Source organism: Hornefia porci, assembly GCF_001940235.1.
GTDB lineage: Bacteria > Bacillota > Clostridia > Peptostreptococcales > Anaerovoracaceae > Aminicella > Aminicella porci.
The window spans coordinates 533,244-553,140 of record NZ_MJIE01000001.1; the positions used below are offsets into that span (position 1 = coordinate 533,244).

The window sequence follows — 19,897 nt, forward strand, 5'->3', positions numbered from 1 at the left end:
CTTATGTGTCCTCCTCGCTTAACCATTCGGAGAGCGTCAGTCCATCCAGCTCCTCCGGATCTACCCTTGTGACAGATAAGCTATACTCTGCCCGGATCGTATTCGAATCATATCTTCTGTCTTCGCTGACCTGTATGTCACACTTAAAGCTCGAGCCATCCACTGTCCGAAGATGACAGATACCCGGATAGGCAGCGAGCCTTCTGAACTTACGCATGGTATCCTGATCCTGTATCGTGACCGTCGATCCCTTAAGCGATGCCGTTCTTCCAACTGCCTTATTCCAGTCGCCTGTAACAGAGCCGCCCAGATATCTTGTTTCCTTGAAGTCTTTTTCCCATGTGTTGGAATGGGTGACATCATAACGAAACTCGATCTGTTCACCATCAAAATCGATCAGGGAATAGATGAGGTTTATGCTGTCCCCATCCTCCGCCGTAAGATCAAGCCATGCGATCTCGTTATCTTTTGTGATATAGTCTCCGTCTTTTGTACGGTAGACGATCCGGTGCCCTCCAAACTCACCGATAGCAGGATACGGATCAACATAAGTTGTACCGAAACTACCGCCAGAGACAATAAGCTCCGGCTGATCGGCAGAGAGCCTATAGATATCACAGGTATCTCCGTCCTGGTAGCCTTCCGGTGCAATTGGCGTGATATAGCTCACCATATCCTTTACTTCCGCATGGCCTTCCGGCATCACCGCCTGATGCGACCAGTGCACTTCAAAGTCAAGACGTGCCTCTGCGCTCTGACCAAGGCTATCCTGCACGGTTGCTATAAGTCTATAGCTTGCACCATCATCAAGGATGCCGATTAGATCTTCCTTATTCACGGTGATCATATCTTCTCCTGTCTGGGAGTGAAACAGTATGGTTTCGCCTTCAAAGCCATTAAAGTCCGATTCATCTGGGCGATCCATGTGATAGTCTTCCGCTCGCTCGATTACTAAAATAGTGGTACCTCCAATGCCCGCCCCGGTGACATGCACGGTAAGCGGCATTGCAGCAAGCGACATAACCGTTCTTGTGTTATCGTCTACTGTAATCTCCTGCTCCACGAGATTTGTTTCATCAATTACCGCTGCCAGTTCTTCTGCGATCGTAATCGGAACTGGATCTGACCATTCATCCGAGACTCTTCCGGAAGCCGATACAACCCTCACACAAAGATAATGCATCTCCCCAGATGCCCAGCCGAGATTTTTTGCAGAAAGTGTCAGATGCTGCGAAGTTTCGGTACGCCCGATGATCTTGTCATAGCGGACGCCATCTCCTGTGATTTTTGCCTCACATACTTCTGCGTAGGCCTGCCCGGTACCATCCCCGGATACATATGACCAGAAACATGTGATGCTCCCATCCGATGGAATGATGCTTTTTGAAAGCATGAGTGTCGGAATGCTTGGCGCAGATGAAAGATCAATCATGGCTACCTTAGACCATGCTCCGTACACCAGATTTTCTCCATACCCTTTTGCAAGACGCACTCTGAAATACCATCTCTTTCCGGTCTCAAGGCCGGAGACATTCCACTCCCCGGCGTGTGTATTACTGATCGTATAGGTTTCCGGCTCTGACGTGCTCTCCCATGCATCCTCATGATCTGCCCAAGACAAAACAGTACTCTGAGCCTCGCGCCATGTCCAGTCCCATACCACCTTTACGGTGCCGCTTATGCTGGTTGGGTTCACTTTTACGTTCTCGGGAGCATGCGGCACCTGACCACCTTGCCAGACGGGAGCATCCGATTTCATACGTGCCGTTACAGTATATGAATCCACACCATCCGCCCGGGTAGTGCTTTCAAAGCTACCCACGCAGGCATAGACACCAAATTCGAATGAATCCTCATCTGACCAGTCCGGGCACTGCACGGATACCTGCGTCTGGCCAGCCGGGATGATTCCAACCGTCGCCGCCTTCCCGGGATCTGATCCTGTGCGATATTGCACCACAAGGAATGCCCCCGGAACCTCGGATTTATTATTGGCCGTAATCGTTGCACGGTGCGTTGTATCATCGGTCTTTACATCTGTAATTTCAGGATCAATAAGCGATCCTGCTCTTACAAGTACCCATCCGCTATATGTCGTCTGATATAGATGCGTGGAACTTACCCGTACAAACAGGCACTCGTCCTTTTCCAGTCCCTGACCGATAAAAGAGGAAGCTGCTCTTCCTGCTCCGGCCATCGTTCCGATTACGCCATCTGCGTTTCCGTTATATGTCAGGTTCTCTCCGGGAACCTTAATGGCATACTCAGCCGTTGTTGAATTCACCGGATAAGAACTATTATTTGTCTGTGACCAGGTGACTTTTACCTGCATGCCCCCGGCCTGATTGGTCACTTCTCCTTTTACGTTCGTCGCAGCATTCGGTGCAGAATACACCCGGCTGGCATAACACCACTCGCTTGCTCCGCCTGCGCCTCTTGCCCGTACCCGAAACCATCTGGTATGGGAACCGGATGCTATGGTAGAGGCAGTTTCCGTGTAGGTCTTACTTCCGGACGCCCCTCCGGTATCTGCACTCCATCCTTTATCGCCGCCATAATCGTAGCCTGTAACCAGCTTTGTCTGAAACTCCACATCGGCAAAGGGCTTATGACCATTTGAAGTATCCACGCTCCAAGTGAAGGTGCACTGGTTATAATTCGTCTCACTTGCTGAAACAGAAAGACTGGGTTTTGCAGGAGCTTCTATCTTGAATACCTGACTCACCCAGTCTGACCATTTTTCTTTCTTTGAAATACCCCTCACCCGGAACTTAAATTCTGTGATCTTTGGCTTTCCCTTATACGGATAATAGTTTGAAGCAGAAAGCGAAACAGATCTGCTGGTAGTGCCTTTTGCGATGTTTGCAGCAGACGACCATTTGTCTGATTTGCCTGCACGGTTTACAAGATAGGAAAACTGCTGCTTATCGCTATAGGATTCTCCCTTCTTCCATGAGCAGGCAAACTTCATAGCGTTCCTTGCTATGGATAGGCCTTTTGGCTTTTTACTTGTTTTCTTTGCCATATCACACCGTCCTCATCTCAAGCCGCATCTGCTTGACAAACTTTCTCGCCCACTCCTCTGGATTTTCTGCACCGGAGACTTCCACGTTGATATTCACATCACCGCTTCTTCCTCCTCCGGCAGAAAGAAATGCATCTACGATCTCATCACCGATACCGGAGACCGCTGCTGTGATCATATTCATCAGGGAGTCTGTCCCGACAACGGTTTCTGATCCGGCCTCACCGCCGCCAAGGAGCATATTTCCCTTCATGCCAAAAATGGTCGGGCTATTAAGGATCATGCCCTTTTCCATCGCCTTGGCATACCAGCTAACAGAAAATGATGGAAGAGATCCTTTCCCTCCGATACCAAACGGTGCCTTACCGCCAGATACACTGATATGCGGCAGTTTCAGATTGCTGAATATCCTGCCGATGGATAACGGGAAGAATCCTTTTATCTTGCTGATGATTCCACTGATTGTAGACTTCGCAGAATTGATCGGTGAGATCATTGCGCTCTTGATTCCGTTCCATGCAGAACTTGCCGTTGATTTGATACTGCTCCATATTCCGGATAGTGTGGACTTGATCGCCTGCGCTGGTGAGGTGACTGCCAATTTTATGCTGCTCCACACCGAGCTTGCTGTCGACTTCATGCTCCGCCACACCGAAGAAGTTGTGCTTTTCACACTGCTCCAGATGGAAGAAAGTCCCGTCTTGACTGCCCGGATCGGAGTCAGAATCGCAGTCTTAATCCCATTAAAGACCTTACTTGCCAGCGTCTTAATGCCGTTCCAGAGACTGGCCGTAAATTTCTTGATGCCATTCCATATCTTCCTCCAGTTCGTACCGAACCATCCGAGCACCGTATTTGTTATATTTTTTATCGTGTTCAGTGCGGCTGATAGGATACCTTTGATCCCGTTCCAGACGGAAATAAAGATCCGCTTTACTCCCTGCCACACCTTTTTCCAGTCCCCGGTGAAGATGCCGATAAAGACATCCAGCACTCCGATGATCACATCAAGGACGGTCTGCAGTACGACCGCGATTACCTTAAATGCCCCTTCAAAGAGTGGTGCAAGGATCGCACAGAAGCCCTCCCATATCTTTTTCATGGTGCCTGCAATCTTCGAAAAGTCGATGCCAAGACCATCAAACCGGGACTTGATTTCTTTGACGAATTTACCGATCGTATTTTTGATTCCATTCCAGATCTTGATCATGGAGCTTCGGAACTTCTCGTTGGTACGCCATAAATGAATAAAAGCCGCTGCAAGCACAGCGACCACACCTATAACGATTCCGATCGGTGATAATAAAAATCCGAAGGCCTTAGATAAAATGCTTGTCATGCCTCCAGCTTTACTGATCGCGCCTGACACTTTTGATAGGCCTCCTCCAAGTTTTGAAAAGGCCTGCAAAGCAAGTCCGATCTTTGAAGTTACCGTCCCTATCACCATGAGCATAGGCGCCAGTGCTGCGATGAACATTCCAATCCTGAGGATCGCATTCCTCTGCCCCTCGCTCATGTTATTTAATTTATCTACAAAGCCCTGTATGGCAGATACGACTTTTCTTATCATCGGCATCAAAGCATCACCAAAGGAAATGGCGAGCTCCTGCAGCTGGCTCTTTAAGATCGTGAGCTGTCCGGTCAGGTTATCCTGCATGATCTCGCTCATCTCAAGCGCAGAGCCATCGCAGTTATCAATGGCACCTTCCAGCTTTTCAATATCCGAAGGAGCCGCGCTCATCAGAGCAAGGAAACCCGACATGGCATTCTTGCCAACAAGAGACTGTGCTGCCTGCGCCTTTTCGGACTCAGAAAGCCCGGAGAAGGCCTCTCTGGTATCGGCAAGGATATCTCTGAGGTCACGCATGCTGCCATCCGCATTGGTGGTGGCAATCGTGACATCGCCGATGTTCTTGCCGCTGATCGTGAAGTCCTTAGACAGGTTATTCATGATCGTTCTAAGTGCAGTACCTGCCTGTGTGGACTTAATTCCGGCGTTTGCCATAAGGCCAATGGCCTCCGCAGTATCTTCTGCAGAAAAACCAAGTGCCCCTGCAATCGGAGCACAATATTTAAATGTCTCACCCATCATGGAGACATTTGTATTCGCGTTTGATGATGCCGATGCAAGGATATCCGCAAAGTGACCGGAGTCCTTCGCCGTAAGACCGAAGGCTATCAGCGCATCTGTTACGATGTCCGATGTCGTTGCCAGATCCTCTCCGGACGCTGCCGCAAGATTCATAATGCCTTCCACACCAGAGAGCATATCCTCGGTCTTCCAGCCTGCCATCGCCATATAGTTCATAGCTTCGGCAGCTTCCGATGCGGAGAACTTTGTCCTGGCACCCATCTCTCTTGCCTTGGCACGGAGCTTATCAAAGTCTTCTCCGGTTGCACCGGATACCGCAGCAACCTTACTCATGGAGACATCAAAGTCGGCAGCGGTCTTAACAGAGACAGCACCAAGCGCTGCGACTGCACCGGAGACCGGCATGAGCTTTCTTCCGGCACCGGAAATGGAGTCACCGACCTGCTGCATCTTGCCGCCGACCTCAGCCATCTTTACGAACTTCGATTCACAGGCTTTGGCTTCTGCTTCCAGACGCTTCAGTTCATTTTCCGTCTCTACAATCTCGCGCTGCAGGGCATCGTACTTGTCCTGTCCGAGCTCACCACGCTCCAGCTGCTCCTTTGCCTGCTTTTGTGCTTCCTTTAAGCCATCCAGCTTTTCCTTTGTCTGGCTGATGGATTCCTTCAGGAGCTTCTGCTTCTGTGAGAGAAGGGTGGTGTTCTTCGGATCAAGCTTAAGAAGCCTGTTCACATCGCGGAGGCTCGACTGCGTGGTGCGGATATTGTTGTTGACGCCCTTTAGCGCCTTGTCGAGACCAGTAGTATCGCCACCGATCTCGACTATAATGCCTTTGATTCTGCTTGCCACTGGTCTTCACCTCCAATCTCAGGGCGTAATAAAAGCACCTCCGAAGAGATGCCTTTTATGCTCGTATCTCAGATAATTTTTATTCTTTTAGCGGCAGTTGCTGTACCTCTTTGCCGACTTCTTCGCCGCCATGTTCGTCAAAATAAGTTTCAATTGCTCGGCCTGCTTCGTTTGCATCCTTGCATGACGCGATATCTATATTATCATCGATATATCTATCGCCTTCCGTAGAGACGATTTTATAATTCTTGTCATATTCAATCCTGTATTCATATTCTTTGCCATCCAAAGAATACACCCATTCTGTCGAGCCGTCGAAGCCCAGATTCGCACCTTCAAGATTTGCGCTCATATACATGCCACCCAATATTGTCAGGCCGGGAATGATCAGGAATATTATGATTGCCAGTATGATGACCGTCTTCCATATACGTTTTGATCGTCTGTTTTTAATACTGAGCTGCTCATTTATTCTTGCAAGCTGCTCTGCCAGCGAATCCGTTTCTTCTACAGGGATTTCATCCTTACCAAGCAGATCACTTACTGATACATCCAGCTCATCCGCAAGTTTAGAAAGCATATCAGCATCAGGGACTGAATATCCCGTTTCCCTTAGTTAAAGATATTGTTGGGTATCTCAAGATGTGTCATTCGATTTTGCCGATAAAGCGGTAGAAGATTTCCACTTCCTGTTCCCGGCTTCCGTCCTCACTTTTGACCGCTTCATGGACAAGGATTTTTTCAATCAGCGTATTCAGAAGTTCAGCCGTCAATTCTGTGGGATTGACATACTGTTTCATCAGACCTATCCACTTTTCAGCGTCAACCGCTGTCTGGGCGGCGGTCTCCATCGCTTCGTGAAGCCGTTCAATTTTTACGTCCAATTCTCGCTGTTCGCCCTGATACTTTTCGGACAGCATATTGAAATTGTATTCTGTAATGCGTCCGGCAGACCAGTCCTCATACATTTTTGCAAACAGGGTGTCTACTTCTGCTTTGCGCTTTTCCGCCTTTTTCAGTTCGGCTGTCTGCCGCTTCCTTGCAGTATTGCGTTCCTTGTCGCTGGCGTTAAGTAGCCGTTTCAGAAGTTTGTCCCCATCCTGCTGTGCCAGCACAGACCAGTATTGCAGACGGGAAAGGACATAGGCGTAAAGCACATCATAGCGGATATAGTGCATGGAACACTGGTGCAATCCTTGCCCGTACTTGCTACAATGGTAGTGGGCATAGGGATTTTTGTTCTGGCTGTTCATACCATAGGCCAGCGACCAGCCGCAGTCCGCACATTTTACCAGCCCGGAAAATATCTGTGTTGTGCCGTTCTTCTGCCGTCTGCGCCTGTTGCAAATCTGCTCCTGTACTTGACGGAACACATCTTCGGAAATAATCGCTTCGTGGGTGTTCTCCACACGATACCATTCCTCTTTTGGCTTGCGTACTTTCTTCTTGTTTTTGAATGAAATGTTGGTCTGCTTATTGTGGACGCTGTGTCCGATATAGGTTTCCTCTTTCAGAATACTTTTCACCTGCGCTATCGTCCACGCATAGGCTTTTTCCTCCGGCGCTCCGGCATAGATATTTGCGAAAGTGCCGTATCTCTGGAAATTCAGCCAGCCGGGAGTAGGTACTTTTTCTTCGACCAAAATCCGTGTAATGCTGGCGGCTCCCCGGCCATGAACGGCAAGGTCAAAAATCTTTTCGATAATCCACCTTGTTTCCGGGTCAATCAGAAGATGGCCTTTCTTATCTGGGTCTTTGACATAGCCAAGCGGAGCATAGGCTCCATAGTGTGCGCCATTTGCGAACCGTGTCCGCATGGCCGCCTTTACCTTTTTGCTGGTCTGGCGGGCGTGCATTTCATTCAGAATGTTGAGGAATGGGGCAAGCTCATTCTCTCCGTTGATGGTGTCCACATTGTCATTGACAGCGATATAGCGGACGCCTTTGCTGGGAAAGTAGATTTCCGTGTACTGGCCGGTCAGAATGTAGTTTCTGCCTAAGCGGGATAAATCCTTCGTAACAACGCAGTTGATTTTCCCGTCCTCAATGTCATCAATCATTCTCTGAAAATCCGGCCTGTCAAAGTTCGTTCCAGACCATCCATCGTCGATATATTCATCTATGACATTCAGGCCATGCTCGGCGGCATATTGCCGGAGCATCATGCGTTGTGTCTGAATACTCCCGCTTTCTCCTTGCAGTTCATCGTCCCGGCTCAATCTCATATAAAGCGCCGTGTTGTAAATCGTAGTATTGTAAGGTTGTTTCACCGTAAAAATCCTCCTTCTAAAGAAACAACCCACGCTTACAATACTTTTGCTCTATGGCAATTATATCATAAGCGTGGGCGTGTTATCAATGATGGGCTATCAGGTTGAAGCGGCTTTTTCTGCGGTATGCCGCACCACATCTACAATCAGATCACCGAGGGGCTTCCCGCCTGCGGCGAAGTGTTCGGAGATTTTTATACGGTTGTTCCCACATACAAAATACTGCGTGCCGTTCTCTGCTTGTATAACCTGCCCTGTTCGGGGTGTAAAAATATCGCTTTCACTTTTTGCCATCCAGTGTCCTCCATATTCAGTTTTCAAGGTACAATGCCGCACAGAGGCGGCGAAAATTTCTGCTTATATCTATCACCTTTCCTTTACCGTGTGCCGCTGCTGACGTTTCAGTTCCGCCAGTATATCCGGCGGGATACGGTCAACCAGCCGCTGTAAATTGTCCAGTTCGCTTTTCAGCTTTGCCCGTTCCATCGTATCTTTCATCTTTCCTTTTTCGCTGGCCTTTGCCCTTGCTTCCAACTTCTCATTCTCCGCCAGCAGGTCATTGATTGTGACCTTGTACTTTTTCAACTGCCCGGAGAAATTCTCCATCTGCGGGAACCACTTTTTCAGCATGGAGAGGGCTTCCTCTTTTTTCTTTCCGGCGTTCAGCGGGTTAATGCCGTCCAGTGTGGCTTCAATGGCTCTTGCCTGCCGGGAGAGGGAAACCGCCTGTTTGAAAAGCCGGGTGGGGATATGCTTCCGGCCTGTCCTGCTGGCGCTCTCCCCACGCTCCAAGTCAGGATATTTCTCCACCATATAGGCGTGAAAATCGTCCTGCCACTTCGTCAGGTTTGCCCGGTTGCCGATAATCTCCTTTGCACACAGGCGGTTGTCCTTTGTCAGCGGAACAAAGGTCAAATGCAGGTGGGGCGTTTTCTCGTCCATGTGTACCACCGCCGACACGATATTTTCCCGTCCTACCCGGCCAATGAGGAAGTCCGCCGCCCTCTGGAAAAACGCCTGTATCTCCTTTGGGGATTTCCCCTTGAAAAACTCCGGGCTGGCAGTTACCAGCGTATCGACAAACCGTGTGCTGTCCTTGCGGGTTCGGCACCCGGCCTGTTCAATGCGGTTTTGAATGAAATGATAGTACCTGCCCTCTGGCTTGACGATATGAAAGTTGTACTTGCTCCGGCTTGTGTCAATGTCGGGGTTGCTGGCGTATTGTTCTTTCTGTCTTTCGTGATGGGCTTCCAGCGGCCTTGCCGGGTTGCCCTTGTGCTTCTCAAACCGCAAAATTGCGTGTTGTGCCATTCTGCTCCTTTCCCCATTCCTTTCCTATCCGGGGTTTTCCACAGGGAAAATCCCGCAGAAATTAGCTCGGATAGGATTGGAATGGATAGAATATAAATAAATCTTTTTAATCTTTGTATTTCTATATACCGTCCGGTTTTCGTACTTCCGGGGAGTGATTTCCTCACTTCATAAGTACGGTTTTCAGCCCTCCGGCGTACCAGAACCGGATTTCTTGAAGTCGGTGTTTGGAACCGCTTCATAGGATTTTGGGAAAATGCGGTTGGGTTTTCCACAGCCCTGCTTCTGGATCTCCACCAGCCCGGCGTATTGCAGTTCCCGCAGGGTGTTTACCGCTTTCTGCCGCCCACAGTGGAGCAGGTCAACCACCTCGCAGATGGGATAGTACAGATAAATCCGTCCGCAATCATCCGCCCACCCATTCTTGCGGGATAACTCTGTCCGGCGCAGGATAAAGGCGTACAGAACCTTTGCCTCGTTGGACAAGGGCTTGAATGTGGGGGCTTCAAAGAGGAAATTCGGGAGCCGGGTGAAGCTGAACGCCTTTTCCGGCTGATGGATATAGATGGTATTTGTCATAGTGCGTTTTGTGGACGGTTAGAAGCCCGTTTTCCGGGGCGGGCGATACTTTATACCACCAGCCCCGGTTTGGGGCTTGCGAAGCCTGATAAATCAAGGCTTTTTTCGCTCCTAACTGTCCACAGCAGACCTCCTTTTCCGTTCACTTTCTGTTTTCTGCCGCCTGTGAACTCTGGCGGCACAGCCGGGGCAGTATTTTGCCCGGTTGGATTTGGGGACGAACACACCGCCGCAGACCTCACAGCGTTTCAAGTCCTTATCCCGGAAAATCTCCGCTTCCAGCGTCCCGTCCAGCGGCAAGACCGCCCAGCGGAACCACTTACAGCAGACCGAGAAAGAAATCGTCTGCGGACAGGTGCAGGTGTCCCCATCGTCAAGGACAATGCAGTTGCCGTCCTCACAGCAACAGCACTCCCGGCGTATCAGGCTGGCCGCCTGTTTTCTCTGCGCCGGGGTCATGCGGTAAAGGGAACCGTCCGGCCTGCGTTCCAGCGGCGGCAAGTCTTTATAGGGGTTATCTCTCATGCGTTCCCTCCATTTTGCTTTCCGTTGCCGTTCTCCCCGAAAAGGTTTCCTGCCCCATTCCTGCGGCGTGTTCCGGCGTTGGCACGCTCCTCGCAACTTCGGGACATTTTGTCCCGAAGTCCGACTCCTTGCGGTGCTTCCCCAGCCGGGGTATTCCTTTTCGGACGGTCATTCTGTTTTCAAGGTGCCGTCCATCGATGAACTACCCTAAGTCTACACGAAAAAAATGCAATTCCCGGAATATTGCGAGAATTGCATTTTGATGAAGTTTACACTTTGGAAATTGCATTTTTGCAATCATTCTGTATAATGGAAGTATGCGGAGGAGGTGCGTATCTATGGCTTTACCCGGAACGCCCGGACAGCGGATTTCCGATTTATGCAACGGGAACCACATCACACAAAAGGAACTTGCGGAGAAGATAGGCGTTTCCGCTTCCCAGTTGAGCCGCATTGTCAGCGGCGAAACAAGAACGGTCAGCAGTGATATTCTCATAGGTGTGGCAAAGGAATTTAAGGTATCGACAGACTACATACTGGGCTTGTCTACCGTGAGCGTTCGTAAAAGCTACGATATTTCTGAATTAGGCTTGTCCGAGGGAGCCGTGAGGGGGCTTGTGACGGGTGCTGTTGATGTGCAAATCCTCAACCGCCTGTTGGAACACAGGAATTTTCCTAAGCTGATAGATTTGATACGGATTTATTTTCAGGATACGGCGGCAAAGGGCATAACAGCAAGAAACCAGCTTATCGAGATGGCAACGGCTTCCCTGTCCGACCTGATGAAAGAACACCCGGAACACCGGGCAGAAGCGAAGCAGGATTTACAGCTTTTGAACGCCCAAAAGATAGGGGAACATGAAGCGGAGATTGAAAAAATCAAAAATGTGTTCCTGGCTATCCTGCGGGACATTAAGAAAGACATTGACAACGGGGAACAGCCGGGAGAAGCTGTGACCGCCGCTATGTTCCAAGCCATGCGGGACGCACTGGCGGAACAGAAACAAAAACCACTTTCCATTGACGATGTAACGGCGATGATAGCTGGACAGATCGGACAGCTTACACCGATGGATAAAGAAACTGTTGAAATGTTCCAGCAGTTTGCGAAGAAGATGATTGAGCAGGCAGGAACAAAGTGATAAATTTGAATTGTGAGGGAAAATACAGATGAATCAAGGAAGAATTATTGTGATTACAGGCTCACCGGGGACAGGAAAAACAACAACTGCGTCAATTGTCGCAAAGGAATCAGATATGGATAAATCAGTGCATATGCACACCGATGACTTTTTTCATTACTTAAGCAAAGGCGCAATACCACCACATTTGCCAGAATCCAACGAGCAAAATCTGGTTGTCATTGAAGCCTTTTTAGAAGCTGCAAAGCGATATGCTCGTGGCGGATATGATGTAATTGTAGATGGGATTGTCGGGCCATGGTTTTTGGAGCCATGGAAAGCTCTTGCCCAAGAAGATTACGAGGTACACTATATTGTATTAAGAGCGAGTAAAAAAGAAACTATGAAGCGAGCTGTGGAACGCTCAAAATTAGATAGAAAAACAAATATTGAATTAGTGGAAACAATGTGGGAGCAATTTTCCGGTTTGGGAGTATATGAATCAAATGTCATAGACACAACTACATTCACAATTAAAGATACGGTTTCCGCAATAAAAGAAAGAGTTGCATGTGGGACGTCTTTACTATCTTAGACATTCCCATTTGTCAGGAAGATAGCAAAGCCAGCCGAGCCAGTCAACGGTCAAGATGAACGGCGCATTTCATGCGCCGCCGTTGACAGTCCCGCCCGTCTTTGCTAAAGGGTAATCAAGGCGGGAAAGCCCTAAAATGGCTTCACACCTATTTCAATAATTGGAGGAGATAAAAATGAGATCAGAAAAGGAAGTTTATGATATTGTTTTGAATTTTGCAAAAACAGACAAACGCATTCGCATGGTTACTTTGGAAGGATCTAGAACAAATACAAATATTCCGCCTGATGATTTTCAGGATTTTGATATTACTTTTTTTGTTACGGATATGGACAGCTTCACAAGTGATGATAAATGGCTAGATATATTTGGTGAAAGGTTGATTCTGCAAAAGCCGGAAGATATGGAATTATTTCCAGCTGTAGAAAAGGGATTTTCATATTTAATGCTGTTTACTGATGATGTTAAGATAGATTTAACTTTGCTGCCGCTGGAACTGATAGACGAGTATTTTACATGGGATAAACTGGTAAAGTTACTGTTGGATAAAGACAACCGTATCGTAAAGCCGCCAATACCAACGGATATAGACTACCACTTGCAGAAGCCTACTCAAAGAATGTTTGACGATTGCTGTAATGAATTTTGGAATACTACAACATATGTAGTAAAGGGCTTATGCCGCAAAGAAATTCTTTTTGCTATTGACCATATGAATGATATAGTACGAAAAGAATTGCTTCGCATGATTTCCTGGCTGATTGGTATCAAACAGGGATTTCATTTCAGTTTGGGAAAAAACTATAAATTTATGAAGCAATATGTCCCAGAGGAATTGTGGGAACGACTTATGTCCACTTATAATATGGATTCCTATCCCCATATGTGGGAATCCTTTGAACAATGTATGGCATTGTTCCGGGAGGTTTCGTCAGAAGTGGCATGCCAGTTGGATTACCAGTATCCACTATATGATGAAAAAATCAGTAATTATGTGATTCGGCAAAAGAAAAAATATGGCATTGAAGATGATAACAAATAAAATTTTTTCAATCGAAAAAATTTATTTTGATTATTCAATTTTGAAAAACTGAATACCTCAAAATCAGAAAGAGAGCGGCCAAGCACTTTGAGGGATTGGCCGCCTTGTCCACCCATCCAGCGGGACAGCGGGCGGAGGTCAAGGCCGGGTGTAAACCCGTTCATTTCAGCCTTGACGGTTGCCCGTTGTCCTGCTACTTTTCCGGGAGTGTGGCCACAACTTCGGGACACTTTGTCCACAAGTTGGAGCGTAGGACGAGGAACTGGGGCTTTCATATACGCCCTGTCTGCTGATGAGTCCAGACCTGCGCTTGCGGCTCCACGCCACGCAAGCACAGCCCTGTTTTCCTGCCGCTTCAAATGCCCTTGCCCTCCCCGGCGGCAACGGCATTTTCACGGCAACGCCGGCAGAGCGTATAACACACTACACTTTGCTTCGCAAAGTCGTGTGCCAAATGGGGGCGTTGCCCCCTTTGGAAACCCCCACAAGAAAAGGCGGTACGCTACCCCTCCACGGGGCGCATACCGCCTTTTCTTGTTATCCAGCCCTCCGGCTGTATCGGTTGAGCAAAAGTCCGCGTGGGATTGATGTGGTATCTTTAACTTTGGGAAACTCCCTTCTCCCACTTGGAAATAGTCTGTCTTGTGACATGGAGCCTGTTTGCCAGAGCCTCTTGGGTGAAGCCTTTGTTTTTTCTGATTGTCTTTAAGTTCTGATTCAGCATTGACGCCACCTCCTTACACTGAAATTCTTTACATTTTCAGTGTAAAGAGAGCATTGCGCACCATCAAGCAACGCAAATTAACATCAGTGTTTTTCTTAATAATAGTCTACCATACAAAGTATCATCCCTCCATCAGAACTTATCGAAATCTTCCTGTGTAGCAAGCTGTCTGTATTTCACGCCATCGTTTGTTTTCTCCGTCCAGATATCCAGTACCAGACCCACGGTCAGAAGATCGAGGTCTGATACGGATATCCCGATTTCTATGCAGCGCAGAAGGAACAGTGGCGTGGTCATTTCGCGCTCACTTCTGCTAATCCTTTTTTTGATTCAATGTCCGTCAAAAGATTCTCGCCCCAGAGCTCCAGTATCTCCGGGAGCACCTGATAGATCGAAAACATCTCAAACTGATCCAACCATTCGTCGATGGTCTTCGGAATGGACGGATCAGCATGATAGGCCATGATGTAGGCGACGTTCTCAAAAATCTCAAGATCATCGATTTCCATGTTCTCGTCTTCTCTGGCCTTCTTGTTATATGATTTCTCAAGCTTTGCGAGGTCTTTGAAGATGTCCCGTTTGAACTTGATGCGGTAGAGGCGAGGCACCGTCGCAGAGGAGCGGAACTTCACCTCTTTGCCGCTGATATTAATTGTTTTCTCAATCATCGATTATTCTCCTTCCGTAGCTGCGACAGAGATATAGACTGCCTTGTACCAGTTTGCATAGGTGTCCGCATCCGTGCCGTCACCGGTACGTGCCTTTACGAGGCCGTCGGCTCTCGGATCAGCAGTGATGGAGAGTTTCTCTGTACCCGGCTCGATGGTATCTTCCTTGGTTTCCGACTCGATGGACGGACGGGAAGAGCTACAATTGTACAGCACGTGACGGATGCAGTTGACATCGCCGTCAAACTCAAAGAGCAGTGCAAACTTCGTGCTCTCGGCATTGGTACTCTTTTCGATCAGCACGCCTTTGCTATCGAGTTCTTCCTGCAGGATCTCTGTTCTGAACCACTCCGGGATCAGTGCAATCTCAAGATCGCCGGAATAGCCGTTGTTGGTTACCGACCTGAAATAGACGATGCCATCTGCATAAAACGGACTGGACTCACCTTCCGCATCGAGGGATATTGATACAGCACCTGGGATCGCTTTCGGAGTCCCGTAGGTGAATGTTGTCACGCCATCTGTCACCGTCTCTGTGAGAACGGCAGCATGGACATTCTTCAGGTTGTATTTCACTTTGTTTCCCATAGTTAAACCTCCATTTCATAGAGAACTTCATATAGGTTTTCTTCTTCGATATAACTTTCTGTTTTGTCATAAAAAATTCCGGCCTTATCGAGCATGCTCTCCACAAGCTCTTCTGAAGCCGGATCTTTTATGTCGGTATATAGCTCGATATCAAGAAGACTCACCTTGAAGTAGACCTTTCCGTCTGCTGCAAAGTTATGACTTCCTGGCACGAAATATATAAGAAACGGTGGATCGGGCGACTCTCCTTCTGCAAAGTGGTGATAGGCAAAAGGAAGCCCGGTCTCTGTTAGCATCGTTACGATTTCTCCCAGCCTCATACCTTAAGTCTCCTTCTGATTTCCGCTTCGATCTCCTTTATCGCATAGCTTTCTGCTGGAGCGATGTGCTCCTTTCCGGGTACTCTGCCACCACCGCGTTTAGCATGCCCTTTTTCAAGAAGATGCGTGAGCCCCGGTTTCTTTCTGTTATGGATCACCACAGAGTGCTTGCCCCGGAAGTTCTGTTCCCTTCTTACCGACCATCCTTTGCTATAGCCGCCGTACTTTCTCGGAGAAGCCCCGGTTACCCTCTTCTTTGTCTCTTTTGAGACCTGCTTAACCGAAATCTCCACATCCTGATCGGCAGCATCCTTATATTCCTCCAGCATTTTTATGATTTCATCGGATAACTGCTCCGGCTTGATCTTCTTCATGTGCGGTCACCTCGCGGTATTATTTCTGCTATGATCTGAAGCTTCTCATGCCGAAACTGCACATCATCCACGCTTACGATGTTATATGCCTCGCCCTGAAATCTGATTCTGTATTCTTTTGAATTAAGCCCAGCGAGCTTCTTTGCCCAGCGGATGATAAAGGTGACGCTTCCCTGCTCGATAGTCTCAGGGCTTACCCCATATTCATCGCCAGAGGATAGATTCGCGTAGCAAAAACAACTATGAAAATCCGTCCATTTTGAAGTATGGTTTCCGATCTTATCGATCACCGTTTCATGTTTTTCGATTAAAAGCCGTCTTCGCATTGATCCGATGTCCATCTAAAACACCTGCCTTCTGATCCCAAAAAGAAGTGACCGAAGCATCATGATCAGTTCATGATAATCGGCCTTCTCCCTGTGCTCATATAAATAGGCGATGGTGTATAGCATGGCAGCTCTTACTGTCGCCTTCTCTTCTTCAAACTCCTCAGCGGATAGCCTTGCGATATCCCGGCAGAGATGCTCCGCCGATTCTATGATATTTGTCACAAGGCTATCCTCATCATCGGAATCAATACGAAGGTACAGCTTTGCCTCATCCAGTGTGATCAGCATTGCCATACCTCCTTACCTTAGCCCTGACTGGAGCTTGTTCCTTTGATCTTCAGTGTCTTTACTGCCTCCGGAAGGATCAGCTTGCCATCCACTCTCTGAGATGCAAGGAACCCGATCTGACCGTTTGCAGCATAGAGCTCATTCAGTCTCTTGAAAGATCTGCCCTGACGATCTGCGATCCAGTAGTAAGAGAAATCACCGAAGGCGATGACCTTGTTTCCGGCTTTCAGTTCCGGTGCAAAGGTGGATGTGTAGTACGGACGGTTCAGGATCATGTCCGGCTGGCCTGCCTGTACGGAAGGCTGCCATATATAGTTCTTGTTACCATCCTGCAGTTTTCTCAGTGCCTTGACCGTGGAATCATTCAGAATCCATACTGCCTTGCTGCGGTACGGAGCTCTCAGGCTGTGATACAGATCCATAATATCGTCAAAGGTGATATTCACAGAACTTGCGGTCACGCCATCTTCTGCATCCACAAGGACACCTGTCGGCTTACTGCTGCCATCACCCACGAAGAAGGCTTCCTCTTCCTTGGTGCCGATACGTCTTGCAAACTCGGTCGCAATGTAGCCTTCCAGATCAAATACGGAATCGTTCAGAAGCTCCTCAGAGATCTTGATTGCAGTCCCGAGCTTATATGCGCTGATGGACTTGATGCCGAAGGTCTCATCGCTTTCCGGATAGAGTCCGTTCTCATCCATCCATGCTGCCTCGCCGTGACCAGTGACAACCGGGATCTTTCTGTCTCCGGAAGATGTCCTGATGATGGTCGCGATCTTTCTTAAGAAGTTTTCTTCCTGCAGGGCATCGACGAGCTTTCTTTCAAACTCATCTGGTACCAGGTAGCCACCTTCGGAGTCCGTTCCGATGGTCAGTGTGTTTTTGATCTCGTAAGGATTCCCCTTGTCGCGGATCACGTTCCAGAAGGCCTCTCTGTATTCATCAGATGCACGTCCTGCCTTCTTCTCCGGCGTTCTTCCCTCGCCCGGCTGATTCATGATCGGCATCGAGGTCGGTCTTGCAAGCTCCGCATCGATGGCCGCCTGTCTTTCCAGACGCTCGATCTCTTTTCCGAGTGCGATCACGTCTGCTTCCATCTTGTCGTAGGTGGCGGTATCCTCTGCCGAAAGCAAACCGTCCTCCCCTCTTTTACTATCGAGGAAGTTCTTAGCTGCGTCCCATGCCTTAGCTCTTTTTTCTCTCAGTTCTAAAATCCTGTTCATGATATCCTCCTTTAGTGTGCGATCAGGTTGAGCCTTTTCTCAAGCTGAGCAATTGGTGTTCCAGTTTTCTTTTCCGGAATAAGTTTTGACAGGAGCGAGTTTGTCACCGCTGCCCTTGAAAACATCATCGCCTCCGGCTGCTTCTGCTCTTCGTCTTCGAAGAGGATCTTATCTGCAAAGCCAAGCTCTACCGCCTTCGATGCGTTAAACCATGACTCGGCATCCATGAGGTTTGAAAGTCTCGTCCTCGACATCCCGGTCTTGATCTCGTAAGCGTTCATAATGGATTCCTTCACTTCATCCAGCATGGCAACGGCTCTCTTCATTTCGGAAGAGTCTCCGATAGCCACCGTCATCGGGTTGTGAATCATCATCATGGCCACAGGCGACATCAACACTTCCGTCCCGGCCATCGCAACAACGGATGCTGCGGAAGCCGCAAGGCTGTCGATCTTTACCGTCACCCCTTCCGGGTAGTCCATCAGCATGTTGTAAATCTGGGCAGCAGCAAAAACATCACCGCCCGGACTGTTGATCCAAACCGTGATATCTCCTTCGCATTTATCCAGTTCCACCTTAAACATCTTCGGTGTCACCTCATCACCAAACCAGGTCTCATCGGAGATTTCACCGCTTAAGATCAGAATATCCGGTTCACCTTCATTTCTGATCCAGTTCCAGAATTTGCGTTTCATCTTGGATACCTCCCTTATCCTGCGATCCTGCAGAGTCTCCGGCAAAGAGGCCTGCGTCCTTCAGCTTCGTCATATTTCCATTGATCAGATAGAGATTGCCGCCTTCCTTATCCGGGATAGGATTCAAATCTTCCATCTCTCTGATATCATTGGCGCTCATCCAGCCATTCTGTCTTGCTGTTGCATAACCGTTCATACGGCTTTGGTAATCGCCCCGGATCAGCCCGTCCACATTGAGCTTAATGAAGTAGTCCTGCTTTTCTGCCGGAAGAAGCAGCGACCTGGTCATTGCCTGCTCCCAGCGCACGACCCACGGCTCAAGCGTATACATCACAAACTCCAGAGACTGCTGCTCGATATTGGAAAAGGTCGAATGTTCGAGCTCTCCGATGAGGTGCAATGGCACGCGGTACAGCCGCGCAATCTCGCTGATCTGAAATTTCCTCGTTTCCAGAAACTGCGCTTCTTCAGGAGGAATTCCGATCTGCTGATACTTCATGCCCTCCTCAAGCACGGCCACCTTTCCGGCATTCTTTGATCCGCCGTAGGCTGCCTGCCAGCTATCGCGTACTTTTCCGGGATCTTTAAGTATACCCGGATGCTCCAGCACGCCACCCGGATGTGCACCGTTAGCAAAGAAGCTCGCTCCATACTCCTCACAGGCGATAGACATGCCTACTGCATTCTTTGCCATTGCGATCGGACTCATACCCACAAGACCGTCGTAGGCAAGTCCGGGTATATGAAGCACATCCTCTTTTGAAAGCGTTACTGTCCCATATTTATCGAAGTTCGGATTCTCATCGGTCGATCTGGTATAAGTATAATAGAGCTCGCCATGTGCATCTCTCCAGACTTCCATCCTGTTTGGTAGAAGCGGATAGAGAGCAACCACCCTTCCAGCTCCGTCCCGGATAATCTGGGCATAGGCATTGCCGTAAAGAAGAAGGTGACTCATCAAAGTCTCCCGGAAGACGTAACTTGTCATTTCGCTGTTTGGTTCATCATGCAGGATATGGTACAGGGGATGCCCTGGCACGCGCTCTTTACCACCGTCCGGTCTGTATTTATATACATGAAGTGGCAGGCTCGCAAGTGCTTCTGAAAGCACTCTCACACAGGAATACACAGCAGTTGTCTGCATCGCCGTATACTCATTTACCGTCTTACCGCTACTGGTGTTTCCAAACAGGAAACTGTAGGTTGTCCCCTGCATGTTATCTTCCGGTTTATCTCTTGATTTGAACAGGCCACTAAAAAGTCCCATATACATTCC

Annotated in this window: 23 protein-coding genes; 3 read left to right on the plus strand and 20 right to left on the minus strand. The window is 48.6% G+C overall.

Features of this window, described 5'->3' with window-relative positions:
* Position 1 precedes the first annotated feature (1 nt).
* From BHK98_RS02460 to BHK98_RS02500, 8 genes are all read right to left on the minus strand, one after another.
* The gene (locus BHK98_RS02460) at positions 2-3,025 is read right to left on the minus strand and encodes a phage tail protein (RefSeq protein WP_143404517.1); all 3,024 of its coding nucleotides are present in this window, start codon (positions 3,023-3,025) and stop codon (positions 2-4) included.
* A gap of 1 nt (position 3,026) precedes the next feature.
* Complete coding sequence (locus tag BHK98_RS02465; protein WP_075712042.1) at positions 3,027-5,966, minus strand: phage tail tape measure protein; 2,940 nt, start codon at positions 5,964-5,966, stop codon at positions 3,027-3,029.
* Positions 5,967-6,045: 79 nt separating this feature from the next.
* Complete coding sequence (locus tag BHK98_RS02470; protein ID WP_075712043.1) at positions 6,046-6,546, minus strand: hypothetical protein; 501 nt, start codon at positions 6,544-6,546, stop codon at positions 6,046-6,048.
* Between the two features lie 67 nt (positions 6,547-6,613).
* Positions 6,614-8,191, minus strand: coding sequence for a recombinase family protein (locus tag BHK98_RS02475; RefSeq protein ID WP_154410947.1), 1,578 nt, complete (start codon positions 8,189-8,191; stop codon positions 6,614-6,616).
* Positions 8,192-8,335: 144 nt separating this feature from the next.
* Positions 8,336-8,530, minus strand: coding sequence for a hypothetical protein (locus BHK98_RS02480; RefSeq protein WP_002334813.1), 195 nt, complete (start codon positions 8,528-8,530; stop codon positions 8,336-8,338).
* Positions 8,531-8,602: 72 nt separating this feature from the next.
* Positions 8,603-9,547 (minus strand): MobV family relaxase, encoded by a 945-nt coding sequence (gene mobV / locus BHK98_RS02485; RefSeq protein WP_002334814.1) that lies wholly within the window; start codon positions 9,545-9,547, stop codon positions 8,603-8,605.
* Between the two features lie 183 nt (positions 9,548-9,730).
* Positions 9,731-10,126, minus strand: coding sequence for a replication initiator protein A (locus tag BHK98_RS02495; protein WP_002588752.1), 396 nt, complete (start codon positions 10,124-10,126; stop codon positions 9,731-9,733).
* Positions 10,127-10,237: 111 nt separating this feature from the next.
* A complete protein-coding gene (locus tag BHK98_RS02500) occupies positions 10,238-10,651 on the minus strand; it encodes a cysteine-rich VLP domain-containing protein (protein WP_002588751.1) in 414 nt (137 codons plus the stop codon).
* A gap of 338 nt (positions 10,652-10,989) precedes the next feature.
* On the opposite strand from BHK98_RS02500, the gene BHK98_RS02510 reads away from it, so the two are divergent.
* The 3 genes from BHK98_RS02510 to BHK98_RS02520 all read left to right on the plus strand — a co-directional run bounded on the left by BHK98_RS02510 (position 10,990) and on the right by BHK98_RS02520 (position 13,409).
* Positions 10,990-11,793 (plus strand): helix-turn-helix domain-containing protein, encoded by an 804-nt coding sequence (locus BHK98_RS02510; RefSeq protein WP_002334816.1) that lies wholly within the window; start codon positions 10,990-10,992, stop codon positions 11,791-11,793.
* A gap of 28 nt (positions 11,794-11,821) precedes the next feature.
* Positions 11,822-12,367 carry a P-loop nucleotide/nucleoside kinase family protein gene (locus tag BHK98_RS02515; protein ID WP_001071501.1) on the plus strand — a complete coding sequence of 182 codons (546 nt, stop codon included), beginning with the start codon at positions 11,822-11,824 and terminating at the stop codon, positions 12,365-12,367.
* Between the two features lie 175 nt (positions 12,368-12,542).
* Entirely contained in the window at positions 12,543-13,409 is an 867-nt protein-coding gene (locus BHK98_RS02520) for an aminoglycoside 6-adenylyltransferase AadE (RefSeq protein ID WP_001255868.1), read from the plus strand.
* Here the strand turns inward: BHK98_RS02520 and BHK98_RS02525 are convergent.
* From BHK98_RS02525 to BHK98_RS02580, 12 genes are all read right to left on the minus strand, one after another.
* Positions 13,358-13,768 carry a hypothetical protein gene (locus BHK98_RS02525; RefSeq protein ID WP_002334817.1) on the minus strand — a complete coding sequence of 137 codons (411 nt, stop codon included), beginning with the start codon at positions 13,766-13,768 and terminating at the stop codon, positions 13,358-13,360. The two genes, BHK98_RS02520 and BHK98_RS02525, sit on opposite strands and share 52 nt — an antisense overlap.
* Before the next feature lie 239 nt (positions 13,769-14,007).
* Positions 14,008-14,133 (minus strand): helix-turn-helix transcriptional regulator, encoded by a 126-nt coding sequence (locus BHK98_RS02535; protein WP_075712044.1) that lies wholly within the window; start codon positions 14,131-14,133, stop codon positions 14,008-14,010.
* A gap of 132 nt (positions 14,134-14,265) precedes the next feature.
* The gene (locus BHK98_RS13615) at positions 14,266-14,430 is read right to left on the minus strand and encodes a hypothetical protein (protein ID WP_192846820.1); all 165 of its coding nucleotides are present in this window, start codon (positions 14,428-14,430) and stop codon (positions 14,266-14,268) included.
* A complete protein-coding gene (locus tag BHK98_RS02540) occupies positions 14,427-14,801 on the minus strand; it encodes a hypothetical protein (protein WP_075712045.1) in 375 nt (124 codons plus the stop codon). The genes BHK98_RS13615 and BHK98_RS02540 overlap by 4 nt, the downstream gene beginning before the upstream one ends.
* Before the next feature lie 3 nt (positions 14,802-14,804).
* Positions 14,805-15,389: a major tail protein gene (locus BHK98_RS02545; protein ID WP_075712046.1), complete on the minus strand. Its 585-nt coding sequence runs from the start codon at positions 15,387-15,389 to the stop codon at positions 14,805-14,807.
* 2 nt (positions 15,390-15,391) lie between these two features.
* Entirely contained in the window at positions 15,392-15,709 is a 318-nt protein-coding gene (locus BHK98_RS02550; protein ID WP_075712047.1) for a hypothetical protein, read from the minus strand.
* Complete coding sequence (locus BHK98_RS02555; RefSeq protein WP_075712048.1) at positions 15,706-16,083, minus strand: HK97 gp10 family phage protein; 378 nt, start codon at positions 16,081-16,083, stop codon at positions 15,706-15,708. The genes BHK98_RS02550 and BHK98_RS02555 overlap by 4 nt, the downstream gene beginning before the upstream one ends.
* Positions 16,080-16,424, minus strand: coding sequence for a phage head closure protein (locus tag BHK98_RS02560; protein ID WP_075712049.1), 345 nt, complete (start codon positions 16,422-16,424; stop codon positions 16,080-16,082). The genes BHK98_RS02555 and BHK98_RS02560 overlap by 4 nt, the downstream gene beginning before the upstream one ends.
* The gene (locus BHK98_RS02565) at positions 16,425-16,700 is read right to left on the minus strand and encodes a head-tail connector protein (protein ID WP_075712050.1); all 276 of its coding nucleotides are present in this window, start codon (positions 16,698-16,700) and stop codon (positions 16,425-16,427) included.
* A gap of 17 nt (positions 16,701-16,717) precedes the next feature.
* Positions 16,718-17,926 carry a phage major capsid protein gene (locus BHK98_RS02570; RefSeq protein WP_075712051.1) on the minus strand — a complete coding sequence of 403 codons (1,209 nt, stop codon included), beginning with the start codon at positions 17,924-17,926 and terminating at the stop codon, positions 16,718-16,720.
* 11 nt (positions 17,927-17,937) lie between these two features.
* Entirely contained in the window at positions 17,938-18,621 is a 684-nt protein-coding gene (locus BHK98_RS02575; RefSeq protein WP_075712052.1) for a head maturation protease, ClpP-related, read from the minus strand.
* Entirely contained in the window at positions 18,587-19,888 is a 1,302-nt protein-coding gene (locus tag BHK98_RS02580) for a phage portal protein (RefSeq protein WP_075712053.1), read from the minus strand. The genes BHK98_RS02575 and BHK98_RS02580 overlap by 35 nt, the downstream gene beginning before the upstream one ends.
* Positions 19,889-19,897: the final 9 nt, after the last annotated feature.